The following is a 12621-nucleotide window of genomic DNA, read 5'->3' on the forward strand; positions in this document are numbered from 1 at the left end:
ATGTTAGCATTAAAAAGATTTTTTATAGTGGGCGTTAGTTTATCGCTGGTTCATTGCTCTTCCAATCAAAAGAGTTTGGAAGCAGTTTTTGAAGAAAAAAACTATGCCCAAAAAATCAGTCATTTAGAGTCAAAAATAGTTCAACTCAATGAGCAAATTGAGTATTCACGGCATGAAGTTGATCATGAAGAGCATGGTGAAGAAAGAGAAGAGCACAGTCATGAACACGGCCATGAAGAAAGTGATGCTTCTCTTACGGAAATAGAAATTTTGAAACTTTTACAAAAACTAAACAATAAGGTTATGGTTTTAGAACAAAAACTGGCTCAAGGTGAAAATCAAGTCAGTGATGAAGTGATCAAACGGCAGGTTTTAGAAGTGGCGCAAAAAACTTTAGCGGATCATCCAGAGGTAGGACAAAGCTATATTACCAATCCCGATAATATCGTTATCGAAAAAAATAGTGATCAAGCCTGGCAAGTGAAAATACGTTTTAAAATCAATGCACAAGATTCAGATATTTATAATGCTCAAATGCTTTGTTTTAATGAAAATAATAATGTGACATGTCGAGATCTGGAAATTGAAGCGGAATAGAGTTGTTGTTTTTTGTAGTATGAATTCTCAACTTTTTTAAAAGAACATGATAGGTCACTAGCCATGCAAAGAAAAATAAGTATCGATAGTGTATTGACTGGGGTTGTGTTCTGCCTGCTTTGCGGCGCCTATTTTAATACAGTGCAAGCAAAAGCACTGAATATTATTACAAGCACCAGTACCCTAGAAGCTATTGTAAAACAAATAACAAGCAAAGACCAAGTGACCGCATTGGTTAAAGGTTCACAAGATGCGCATTATATTCAGGCAAAGCCATCCTACATTGCAAAATTAAGAAAAGCGGATCTTTTGATTTCCATAGGCTTGGGTTTGGAAGATACATGGTTGAACAAGATTATTTTAAGTTCGCGCAATGTAGATTTGCAGTCCGGTAAAAAAGGCCGTTTGGTGGCGGGTCAGGTGGTAACTCCTATTGAGGTTCCGCAAGGAACAGTGACTCGAGCCATGGGCGATGTTCACCCAGAAGGTAATCCGCATATTCTTCTTGATCCGATTCGTGTCCTTGATGTTGTAAAAGCTATTGAGAAAAAACTCAGTCAGCTTAACCCAGAAAACAGCACAGCGTATCAAAAAAATGTGCTGCGCTTTGAACAAAATCTAGATTCAAAGATGAAGCAATGGAAGACACAATTATCATCCCTAAAGAACAAATCTGTGGTCACTTATCATACAACCCTGAACTATTTTTTACAGCGCTTTGGTCTTGAGCATGCAGCCTCTATTGAACCCAAGCCCGGCATTCCGCCAACGGCAAAGCATATTCAAAGCTTAATGACTCAAATACAACAAAAAAAATTATCTTGCATATTAATGGAAAGCTTTTTTGATCCAACACCGGCCAAGACCATTGCTCAAAAAACCAAAATACGGGTGGTGAATGTTGCACCTGAATATGGTGGTTTAAAAAAACAAAGCAGCTACTTTAGCTGGATGGATGATGTGGTAGGCGCAGCCTTAAACTGTTTACAAGCTCAATGATGGAAGCGATTCATTTTTTAGCAGCGCCATTGCTGATGTGTTTAATTCTGGTGGGTATCCATTGTTATTTAGGGATACATGTTCTTGCGCGTGGTGTGATATTTGTGGACCTGGCTTTGGCGCAAGTTGCAGCATTAGGGGCTACCGTGCCTTTTTTCTTTTTTCATGAACCATCAGGGGTCGTTCAATATTTTTTTTCACTTGGCTTTACCTTGACGGCAGCAGCTTTTTTAACCCTATCCAATCGGTTTAAACAAACATTATCACAGGAAGCGGTGATAGGTGTTTTGTTTGCGTTTTGTTCTGCCAGCTTAATTGTTTTGGCCGATCAAATGCCACACGGTTCAGAGCATGTCAAACACAGCATGATTGGCCAATTGTTGTGGACGACCTGGCCAGATGTTCTCAAAGTGTTGATTATTTATTCTGGGGTATCCATTGTTTATTTTATTTTTCGGCAGCCGTTGATGGCCAATAGTTTGGGTACAGCATCGCGTTGGAGTATGGATTTGCTTTTTTATGGATTGTTTGCGGTGGTTATTACAAGCTCAGTGCAAGTGGCGGGGATACTTATTGTTTTTTCATTTTTAATTGTTCCAGCCTTGCTCAGTGCAGTATTTTTTAAAGATGCAGCCAAGCGTTTATGGTTTGGTTGGGGCATAGGAACAATACTGAGTGTTTTTGGCATGTTTGGCTCATATTATTGGAACTTGCCCTCAGGGGCATTTATTGTAGGAGTCTTTACCTGTGTTCCCTTACTGTTGATTTTAATCAAAGCTATTTTTCTCCATAAGACTTGATGCCCAAAAGAGTGGCTTGAACAAACTTTAATAGTATGTTATGTGATGCGTCATGTTGAAAAGGTTTATACATTACCTTTTGCTTGCTGCCTTTATGCTGCCGTTTTTTCATCGGCATGAGCATATACATGCTTGTCATGAGACCTATGAAACGTATGATAATGCTATCCATACAGCCAATCATGATGACAGGCATGAGTGTGGTTTATGCACTTTTTTATTATCTTCTAAAAGACCATTTCAGCAGACCGTCCATTTTTCGCCTGAATTAGAGTTTTTTAAACTGAGCCTTGTTTCTCCATCTTCAAGGATAAAAAACATCCTTTACGGTATAGAGGACAGTCGAGCTCCCCCGCAATACTTTTGATTGGTTTTTTTAAGTAGAGCCAAATCAACCATCTACTTATTCTTCATTATTTTTTAAGGCATTAAGTGAAAGTATATAACTTTTATTTGTGTCTTTTAACCAAGAGTCTTGATGCAAAGATCAAGCAAAGGTTTTTATGAAACATGTTTTATTAAGGTGCGTGATTGCAATGTTGGGACTCTATGGTTTTAACAGCAGCGGGCAGACAAACATACAAAACGCAGAAACAAAGTACATTGATTTATCTATCAACGCGTTATTATCCGTGGGTGGTTCAACGCTGGATGATGAGGCTTTAAGTTTTTTGCAAGCCGGCGGGCATGATCCTAATCGTAATGGGTTTAATTTACAATCGGTAGAGTTTTCTTTAACCGGTGCCGTAGATCATTATTTTACGGCAGAAACACACCTATTGTTTGGATTGAGTAGAGAAGGAGAGAGTTTTTTAGAATTAGAAGAAGCTTTTTTTAAAACCTTATCCATGCCTGGTGGTTTGGAGTTAAAAGGCGGTCAGTTCTTAACACAAATTGGACGCAGCAACCCTTATCACGTCCATGCCTGGAACTGGCAAGATCAACCCATTATTAATTCCAGAGTTCTGGGTGCAGATGGAATGCGCGGTTTGGGTGCACAGTTGGCCTGGCTGCTCCCAACATCATGGTATTCCCAAGTGTATTTATCTGCACAAAATGCAACGGGTGCAACCATGATCAGCTTTGCTGGAGCACAAGAGTCTGCGCTTGGGAGTCAAAATCTGGTGGACAGAGATGTTAACGGTCTAACGGAGTTGGTTTTTGCTTTGCGATGGGCCAACGGCTGGGATTTTTCTGATAGCGTGGCATCACGACTCGGTTTTTCATTGTTAACGGGACCCAACAGTGCCGGAGAAAATACCTTTACTCAAGTTTATGGGGTGGACTATGTTTTAAAGTGGGTTCCATTAAATGCCCAAAGAGGCTGGCCATTTTTGACTTGGGAAAGCGAATTTTTATTAAGAAACTATCATGTTGACCCGGGTTTGAGTCAAAGTGATTTGGGTTTGCTTGATAGTAATATTCTTAACTTTGGGGGTACTTTAAGCGATTGGGGTTATTATTCTCAAGTGTTGTATGGCTTTCGTCCACGTTGGGCTGGAGGGATTCGATTTGAATATGCAAGTGGCAGTGAATCCTCTGTAGGGTTTAGAGATTTTGATCCATTTAGAGATGATCGTATTCGTGTTTCTCCCATGCTGGCCTTTTATCCCAGTGAATTTTCTAGAGTAAGATTACAGTACAATTATGACCAGGCCACGCACTTAGAAGAAATGCACGCGCATAGTCTGTGGTTGGGGTTAGAGTTTTTGTTTGGGGCACATCCAGCCCATGATTTTTAAAGAAGGGGAGTCAGTCATGTATAGAATTCAATGTTTATTTTTAAGTTTAGGTGTCTTTTTTGGTTCTTTAGCCCATGCCAAGGAGGTTGATATGTTTGTTCAGTCAGTGAACTTAAGCTTTGAAGCTTTAGAAAACAAACTTAGAACCAGAGATGCGGTATGGCTTAAAAAACATATTGTAGGATCGAACAGTGTTTATCTGCAAGGTAGGGTTGTGGTTAATTTACTTTTTCCTGATCAACGCAATTTTATGTTTTCCTGCCATGGAAATGATCAAAACTATCACTGCGATTTGGCAGAAGATAACAGAGACTTGCTTGAAGCTCTGGAGGCTAAAGATGAGAGCTAATAACATTCTCAATAGTGTGGTTGCATTGTGTCTTTTGCAGCTATTTGCTTGCACAGGAATGCAGAGCACAGATTCGTTAGAAGCAATACGCGCTGTAAAGTCTTTACGACAAGATCAGAGTCTTGTGGAGCCTAAGGTCGATGATGGAGATGTAGAAGATCTTCATGCACATGATCACGAAGATAAAGCAAACAAGCATAGCGAAGATCAACACCAGGGAGATGATCATGGTGATGACCATGATCACAGCCAAGATCTCAAAAACTTAAGCATTGTTGAAATGGAAACTTGGTATGACACTGTCAGTGAACAGCTTGTTGATCAACTGGAAAACAAAGATCTCAGACAACTGATTATCTGGCAAACGCAACAGAAAGTTTGGGCTAGGGCGGTATTAAAAGATGCCAATCCAATGTTGTTTTTTTCATGTCAGGCGCATCAAGGCCATATTGATTGCCAAGCGGTTGAAAAAGATAAAGTTCCTGACATACCTGTCTTTGCAAACAAGGAGGATGAATGATGATAAAGTATAAGAATATATTGTGTTTAATTGTCATGGTTTTATGTGCAGCATGTAAGCCTCCTCAAACAAGGGATGTTATTTCTAAACAACATAGGCAAAGTTATCAGTGTGGATTAGCCATGGCAGGCTTTGAGGCAGTTTTGAGTAAGGACAAAGAACATTTAAGGCTAAAATTAAGTGATTTTGAACTGGACAGCAATGAACCACAAAGCCCTTTTTTGGAGTTTCAAGATTTAATGAAAAATACGGAATATCTGCTTTTTGAATCAACAGACCATAATAATGAGCAGCTTCATCACACTTGGCAACTGCTGGAGCTTAAGCAAGAAGGTGCAACAATTAAAACGCAAGCCATCGCTAAAGATATTCTAGAAACTCAAAATTTACGTATTGCACTGGTGAGGATTGCACTGCATGAAAACAATAGTCAACAGCCTGAGGGGCCTAGCCTTAGTTTTGCCGTTTATCAACAGTTGCGAGGTCAAAGTCAACCCAGTTGGTGTAAAGTTACAGCACCCGTGCAAATTGAACAGGATGGCAATGCATACCAAGTCCAAATTTTAAAATCAGCGCAAGCGCAAGTAGTGGCCAATGCGGATCACGGACATCCAGGGCATTCACATCAACATTAAATATAATTTATGTTTTAGGCCTAAGGAATAAACACTTAAATTGCTTGCATTTATACAACAGTGGCGTTAACACCTTAGCCATGGCTAAAGCATTAGATTCATTTGTAGATAAAGAAGTGGTGGCATGGTTATGTACACCCTTACCCACCAGTTATTTTGATAATATGCGTGACTTGCAAGTGCCGGTAGAAAGTATTTCTGGTAAAATTATAGCAGAAAAAAACTCCGGTTTGGTGTTTGAAATCAGTGCTGTAGGCAGCACTTTAATAAACTTGCAAAACGTTCCTGCGCAACAGATTTTTTTGCCTTTTCATAAAATTGATTCAATGCAATTTAAGGATGCTTCATGATCACCTTGAATCAAGATCAGATCCCCTGTTTGGAGGATATTGATCTGGCCGGGAAAAAAGTGTTGTGTCGTATGGATTACAATGTCCCTTTAGATGGAGAGTCTAACATTACCGATGATACGCGAATCCAAGCCAGCTTGCCAACCTTGAACTATCTTCTTGAACAAGGGGCCTATGTAACGCTTATATCGCATTTGGGGCGGCCTAAAGGTAAGTATACTAAAGCTTTTTCCTTGCTGCCGGTGGCCTCTTACTTATGCGACAAGCTTGATCAAGAGGTGATTTTAACCGATGATTGCGTGGGAGATGGGGTTAAAAAAATTTTAAATACCCGTGACCAACAACAACTGTTGATGCTGGAAAACCTACGTTTTCACGTCCAAGAAAAAGAAAATGATGTTGTTTTTGCTCAAGGCTTAAAAGCCAACCATGATATTTTTGTTAATGATGCCTTTGGTGTGTGCCATCGTGCGCATACCAGTGTGGATGCATTACCGCGTTTGTTTGCCAATGGGCATAAATGCATAGGCAAGCTGGTTGAGCAAGAAATCAAAGCCATAGAGCCCTTGCTCAAAGATGCAGCTAAACCTTTTGCATTAATCATGGGCGGAGCTAAGGTCTCGGATAAAATTAAGGTTTTAGAAAGTTTGCTTAAAAAAGTAGACTACTTGTTTCTTGGTGGCGCCATGGTCTTTACTTTTCTTAAGGCAGAAGGTAAAAACATTGGCTTATCTAGATTTGAAGCCGATAAAGTAGACTATGCCAAAAAACTATTGCAAATGGCCAGAGATTATAAAGTTAGGATTTGTTTCCCTAAAGATTACCATGTGGCCAGCAGTATGGATGCAATTGACCAAGCTTATGTGACCAGAAATGACAGAATAGATGATGGCGTTATGGCCCTTGATATTGGGCCAAAAACGCTGGAGTATTTTTCTGAGCAGCTGCGGGATTGTAAAACTGTGTTTTGGAATGGGCCTATGGGTTGGTTTGAGCAACAACCATTTGATGCTGGTAGTATAGGCTTGGCCAAAGAGCTGGCAAATTTGGATGCCAATTGTATCATTGGCGGCGGCGATTCGGCTGCAGCTGTGGTTCAGTCAGGTTACGCCCAAAAAATGACACATATTTCTACCGGTGGTGGCGCGACTTTAAGCTTTTTAGAAGGTAAGCGTTTACCAGGCTTAAGTAGTATGGTGGTCAAAAAATAAAAGAGTAGGTTAAAGTCATGCAGAGAAGAAAACTATTTGTTGCCAATTGGAAAATGAACAAAACGGTATCAGAATCCATCCGTTGTGCCACAGAGTTGAAAAATTTATTATCTGGTAAGCAAGAGCATGAAGTCGTTATTTGTCCGCCATTTACAAGCCTATCTGCCTTAGAGCTTGTTTTACAAGAAGTTTCTGTTTTTACAGGTGCTCAAAATATGCATGCCTTGGATTCTGGGGCCTTTACTGGAGAAGTGTCGCCTAGAATGTTGGTTGATGTCGGCTGTGATTATGTTATTCTGGGACACAGTGAACGGCGACAAATGTATGCCGAAAATGAAGAGAGCTTAAGTAAGAAAATCAAGGCTGCTCTAGATCATGGCTTGATTCCAATTTATTGTGTCGGCGAAAGTGATGAACAAAATCAAGCTGGTCAAAGTTTTGATGTAATTGAACAACAGTTGCAAAATGCTTTACGGGGCTTAAGTCATGCAGAAGGCTTTAGATTGGTGGTTGCTTATGAGCCAATTTGGGCTATTGGTACAGGAAGGTCGGCAAGCCCAGATTGGGCAGATAAAATACATGCCTTTATCAGGGAAAAACTTGCGGTAATCTTTACAAAGGATGTAGCCAACAGCTTAAGAATCCTGTATGGAGGTTCTGTAAACCAGGATAATATTGGTTTATTGATGGATCAAGAGAATATAGACGGTGCATTGGTCGGCGGAGCGAGTTTAGATGCCAAACATTTTACAAGCATTGTCAAATATGGAGATAAGTAGTTATGATAGGATTAGTATCGTTTGTGCATATTGCAGTGTGTTTGTTGTTAATAGTTATTGTATTGCTGCAACACGGAAAAGGTGCCGATGCCGGTGCAGCCTTGGGTGGTGGACAGTCAGGGGTGTTTGGTGCAAGAGGAGCAGCAAGCTTTTTAAGTAAAGTGACAACAAGCTGTGCTGTTATATTTATGTTGACCAGTTTGAGTTTGGTTTATTTTTCATCGCAAGAGGCCAATCAAACCGTTTTTGATGGTACAGAAGCAACAACATCCAGTGAAGCCTTAGAGGAAGCAACAGAAAGTGCAGCAACGGGTATTGCGCAGGACGCAGAAGAAGTTGCAGAGGATGTTAAAGCAGCAGGTAAAGAAGTTGTTGATGCAGGGAGTACAGCAGCGGATGAAGTGTCTGAAAAAGCCAAAGTTGTTGTTGATAAAACAGTTGAAGCAAGTAAAGAAACTGCAAAGGAAGTTAAAGAAACAGTAACAAAAACAGTCAATGAAGCTGCAAAAAAAGTGGAAGAAGCAACTGATACAGAAAAAAAATAATTCATTACAATCAAGAGGTATAAAATGACACAGGAAGTATGCATCGTCAGCGCAGTAAGAACCCCTATTGGAAGTTTTTTAGGGTCATTGACCTCTTTAACCGCACCGCAATTGGGTGCAAAAGCTATTTCCGCTGCGGTTGAAAAAGCGGGAATCAATAAAGATCAAATTGATGAAGTCATTATGGGCAATGTGCTGACAGCAGCTATTGGCCAAGCGCCAGCGAGACAAGCTGCTATTTTTGCAGGTCTCCCTAAACATATTCCGTGTACTACCATTGGTAAAGTTTGCGGCTCTGGTCTAAAATCAGTCATGATGGCTAGTCAAGCTATTCGTTGTGGTGATGCCCATGTGGTTGTTGCAGGAGGTATGGAAAGTATGTCCAATGCACCTCACGCCATGCATATGCGTCAAGGGCAAAAACTGGGACACAGCAAAATTATCGATACCATGTTGCATGATGGTTTATGGGATGTTTACAATGATTTTCATATGGGTCAAGCTGGAGAGTTGTGTGCCAAAGAAAAAAACATCAGTCGTGAGCAGCAAGATGCCTATGCCAAAAGTAGTTATGAACGCGCGCAAAAAGCTAGCAACGAGGGTTTGTTTAAAGATGAGATTGTTCCCATAGAGATTCAGCAAAGAAAAGAAACGATTACTGTAGATAGAGACGAAGATATTGATAAAGCCAAATTTGATAAATTCGCCACATTAAGGCCGGCCTTTGATAAAGAGGGTACAATAACAGCTGCCAATGCCTCTAACATCAATGACGGAGCAGCGGCAGTGGTTTTAGCCAGTAAAGAATGGTGTGAGAAAAATAATGTTCCTTATCTGGCCATAATTGAAGGAAGTACACAAGCTGCCCGTGAACCACAGTGGTTTACCATGGCGCCAGCAGACGCAGTAAATGCTTTACATCAAAAATTATCGTGGAATAAAGATGATGTGGATGCTTATGAAATCAATGAAGCCTTTTCTTTGGTTTCCCTGGCGGTGAGCGAACAGCTTGGTTTAGATTTAGCCAAAGTCAATCCAAGAGGCGGTGCTGTAGCCATGGGTCACCCTATTGGCGCCAGTGGTTGCAGAATCTTGGTCACGCTTTTACATCACTTAAAGCAAAACAAGCTTAAAAAAGGTATTGCCAGCTTATGCATTGGCGGCGGCGAAGCAGTGGCTTTGGCTGTTCACATGCAGTAGAGATTTTAATCGTTATTTTATACCAACTGGGTTAGGCTAAAATACTTTATAGTTTATTTTTTAGTTTGTTTAGATTACTTTAAACAAAGTATGCAGTCATTGGAAGCTATCGTTCATTGGAATATTGTCCTTACCTTAAAAGCCCATATTAAAAATCATATTAAACTTGATGATGCTTTATTTTCTGACAAAATCGAATCCTGTAAGTTTTTATCAAATAATCATGTGATTGCGCAATCCTTGCTCGACTTTGTAAAGCTCGTCAAAGGACAAAAGATTAACGATATTTTATGCTATGTTGGTTCTGACGCCGATTTAAAAACAATGTCCAACCCTGTTGTTTACGAGGAAAAAGGTTCTTTATATGTGTTGCTTGTTTACGAAAATCACAGCAGTTTTTGGAAAATGAGCATTTCTCAGGGCGAACATTTATCGAATGTCTGTTATCATTATGTTGGTAAGACTGATATTGCTTTGAAAGCAATGCAATCTAATATTGCAAGTTTAAAAAAAGATATAGGTCAACTGTATGAGGATGCTTTAGAAGAATACAAATCGATGCCTGAAACATTGTTTTTTGATGATTCAAGAAACTATATACTGCAATGCTTTGAAGATGCTCTAGAACAAATTCAAACAGACCCTAGAGCAGTAGATTCGACATTTTGGTGTCCAGAATTAGTGAGTGATGATGTTTACCAAGTTTTAAGTTCATTGAGAAAAATCCCTCTGGTGCATCGCATGGGATCATTTTTAGACATGCACAGCACAATAGCTCCTGCTCATGGAAAGCTTTACAACAAACAGAATTTAATTCTACAACAGTGTATCAATGCTTGATGTTTTAAATGTTTGGTTTTGAGAAAGGTGAAGCAAATCACCTTCAGATCAAGCGGAATTGCAGCCTTGGCACTTGACTTTTTGAAGTGGCTTTAAAAAAGCGCCGAGACTTTTTGGTTGTTTTTGATCAATAAAATCGACAACTCGCAAATAGACACGGTGAGACAGACCCTTTAAGGTATCAAGGCTTATCAATTTTTTGCATTTTTAGTCGTTTTTCATGTTCAGCTTCTGAATTGAAAAAGCGTACTTTAGAATAAGTGTTTTTTAAACGTATGTGGTCTTGCATACGGGCTTCATATTCAGCTTGAATTTTATCATAATCACCTTGCCATGAATCGCAGCTAAGTTGACTTCTTTCTTCTGCAAACACACAATGACAAATGCGGGGGGACTCTGGGTTACGAACAGCAAAGGTAAATTCTTTTGTATCGCTGGGCAGTGAATAAACAGCAGATTTATCTGAATCTAAATCTGCTTTATAGCTGTAACCAAAAACAATATTAGGATCATATTCTGTATTACCAAAATTATCGGTGTGTTTGCTTTCCTCAAGGTTTAAGCCATTAATCGAGTTTATATGATTGATAAAAGCTTGGTTGCTGTGAAGCTGTCCGGCATGAATAGAAGTTGCACCTGGGCGGACAAAAAACAGCGCTTTAACCGAGGCTTCATATGTGGCGGAAACAGTTCGGATTTCTTTGATAGAAGTGATAAGATCAAGACACACTTCATCTTGTGCAACATAACTTTCATAAGATTGAGATAAAGCATTGAAGCTCAAAAGTAGTGTGAGTAATGTTAATACCATAGAAGTTTTATTGAATTTTTTAAACATGGCTCCCCTTTTTCGATTTGAGTCATCGGGTATACTGTATTCAAGCTTTAAAAGTCAAGCATCAATCATGCACCCAATTCCAATAATTATGAATAGGATGCCGGTCTATTTTGCATTTTTAATTATTTAAACTTATAAGACTATAAAGTATTTTTGCATTCCCAAGAGCCCGCCGTAGCTATGGGGAAAGAATTGTGGATAAGGTGGAGTTGATATGATGAAAATAGGGGTTGTTGGAGCTGGACAAATGGGTTCAGGTATTGCGCAAGTTGCAGCTGCGCATGATTTTGATGTGGTTTTGTATGATGTTAGTGAAGATAGAATTGCCTGGGGAAAAAACAATATTGAAAGCAGTTTAAGCCGTTTGGTGAAAAAAGAAAAAATTTCTCCTGAGAATAAAAATTCTATTATGGCCAAGGTGCATACAAGTACAGATATACAAGCCTTTGCCGACTGTGGCTTGGTGATTGAAGCCGCAACAGAAAATGAAACCATCAAGTTTGAAATTTTTAAATCGCTTGATTCAATTACCCAAAAAGACTGTATTTTGGCCAGTAATACCTCCTCTATTCCCATCACCAAGATTGCTGCGCAAACCAGTAGGCCTGATAAAGTCATTGGCATGCACTTTATGAACCCCGTTCCCATTATGAAATTGGTGGAGGTCATTCGCGGCTTGCTTACATCTGATGAAACCTACAATACAGTCATTGAGTTATCGCAAAAAATGAGCAAAGAAACCGTAGCCGTGGAAGATTTTCCGGGCTTTTTGGTCAATAGAATCTTATGCCCTATGATCAATGAAGCTGTCTTTGCTTTAGAGAGCGGTATTGCCAAAGCTGAAGACATTGACACGGCAATGAAATTAGGCACCAATCAACCCATGGGTCCTTTAGAATTGGCGGACTTTATTGGCCTGGATACCTGCCTCTATATCATGGAAGTTTTGCATACTGGCTTAGGAGAAGATAAATTTAGACCCGCACCCTTATTAAGAAAATACGTACAGGCTGGCTTATTGGGTAGAAAGTCTGGACGCGGCTTTTACACTTATGAGGGGAAATAAAATGCCAGTAATGCTGTTGCAAATAGAAAAAAGTTTTCTAACAGCTCAGACAGATGCTTGGCTATGCCAAGCAAAACTCGCTGTACGAGAATCTTTTTTATATTTGCAAGAATTGAAGAGGGTGTTGTTACTTACCTCTGAGGAAAAGTT

The 12621-nt window shown here is 39.7% G+C and carries 15 protein-coding genes; 14 read left to right on the plus strand and 1 reads right to left on the minus strand.

The window, feature by feature from the left end; all coding sequences use genetic code 11:
• The 13 genes from MRY82_03175 (at nt 1) to MRY82_03235 (ending at nt 10567) form a co-directional block, all read left to right on the plus strand.
• A complete protein-coding gene (locus tag MRY82_03175; protein MCI5071933.1) occupies nt 1–597 on the plus strand; it encodes a hypothetical protein in 597 nt (198 codons plus the stop codon).
• 63 nt (nt 598–660) lie between these two features.
• The gene (locus MRY82_03180; GenBank protein ID MCI5071934.1) at nt 661–1596 is read left to right on the plus strand and encodes a metal ABC transporter substrate-binding protein; all 936 of its coding nucleotides are present in this window, start codon (nt 661–663) and stop codon (nt 1594–1596) included.
• Nucleotides 1593–2396: a metal ABC transporter permease gene (locus MRY82_03185; GenBank protein MCI5071935.1), complete on the plus strand. Its 804-nt coding sequence runs from the start codon at nt 1593–1595 to the stop codon at nt 2394–2396. Before MRY82_03180 ends, MRY82_03185 begins: the two co-directional genes overlap by 4 nt.
• Before the next feature lie 503 nt (nt 2397–2899).
• Entirely contained in the window at nt 2900–4138 is a 1239-nt protein-coding gene (locus MRY82_03190; GenBank protein ID MCI5071936.1) for a hypothetical protein, read from the plus strand.
• A 16-nt stretch (nt 4139–4154) separates the two neighbouring features.
• On the plus strand, nt 4155–4487 hold the full coding sequence (locus MRY82_03195) for a hypothetical protein (GenBank protein ID MCI5071937.1): 333 nt from the start codon (nt 4155–4157) through the stop codon (nt 4485–4487).
• Nucleotides 4477–5007, plus strand: a complete 531-nt coding sequence (locus MRY82_03200; protein ID MCI5071938.1) for a hypothetical protein — start codon at nt 4477–4479, stop codon at nt 5005–5007. Before MRY82_03195 ends, MRY82_03200 begins: the two co-directional genes overlap by 11 nt.
• Nucleotides 5004–5642 carry a hypothetical protein gene (locus MRY82_03205; GenBank protein ID MCI5071939.1) on the plus strand — a complete coding sequence of 213 codons (639 nt, stop codon included), beginning with the start codon at nt 5004–5006 and terminating at the stop codon, nt 5640–5642. The genes MRY82_03200 and MRY82_03205 overlap by 4 nt, the downstream gene beginning before the upstream one ends.
• An 80-nt stretch (nt 5643–5722) precedes the next feature.
• Entirely contained in the window at nt 5723–5992 is a 270-nt protein-coding gene (locus tag MRY82_03210; protein MCI5071940.1) for a hypothetical protein, read from the plus strand.
• The gene (locus MRY82_03215; protein MCI5071941.1) at nt 5989–7203 is read left to right on the plus strand and encodes a phosphoglycerate kinase; all 1215 of its coding nucleotides are present in this window, start codon (nt 5989–5991) and stop codon (nt 7201–7203) included. The genes MRY82_03210 and MRY82_03215 overlap by 4 nt, the downstream gene beginning before the upstream one ends.
• A 17-nt stretch (nt 7204–7220) precedes the next feature.
• On the plus strand, nt 7221–7982 hold the full coding sequence (gene tpiA / locus MRY82_03220; protein MCI5071942.1) for a triose-phosphate isomerase: 762 nt from the start codon (nt 7221–7223) through the stop codon (nt 7980–7982).
• A gap of 2 nt (nt 7983–7984) precedes the next feature.
• Entirely contained in the window at nt 7985–8527 is a 543-nt protein-coding gene (secG, locus tag MRY82_03225; protein ID MCI5071943.1) for a preprotein translocase subunit SecG, read from the plus strand.
• Nucleotides 8528–8551: 24 nt separating this feature from the next.
• On the plus strand, nt 8552–9727 hold the full coding sequence (locus tag MRY82_03230) for an acetyl-CoA C-acetyltransferase (GenBank protein ID MCI5071944.1): 1176 nt from the start codon (nt 8552–8554) through the stop codon (nt 9725–9727).
• A 90-nt stretch (nt 9728–9817) separates the two neighbouring features.
• The gene (locus MRY82_03235; protein MCI5071945.1) at nt 9818–10567 is read left to right on the plus strand and encodes a hypothetical protein; all 750 of its coding nucleotides are present in this window, start codon (nt 9818–9820) and stop codon (nt 10565–10567) included.
• Between the two features lie 181 nt (nt 10568–10748).
• Here MRY82_03235 and MRY82_03240 read toward each other — a convergent pair whose 3' ends face one another.
• A complete protein-coding gene (locus MRY82_03240) occupies nt 10749–11405 on the minus strand; it encodes a hypothetical protein (protein MCI5071946.1) in 657 nt (218 codons plus the stop codon).
• 214 nt (nt 11406–11619) lie between these two features.
• On the opposite strand from MRY82_03240, the gene MRY82_03245 reads away from it, so the two are divergent.
• Nucleotides 11620–12471, plus strand: a complete 852-nt coding sequence (locus MRY82_03245; GenBank protein ID MCI5071947.1) for a 3-hydroxybutyryl-CoA dehydrogenase — start codon at nt 11620–11622, stop codon at nt 12469–12471.
• Nucleotides 12472–12621 lie beyond the last annotated feature (150 nt).

The sequence above is a fragment of the bacterium genome (assembly GCA_022763185.1).
Lineage (GTDB): Bacteria > Bdellovibrionota_G > JALEGL01 > JALEGL01 > JALEGL01 > JALEGL01.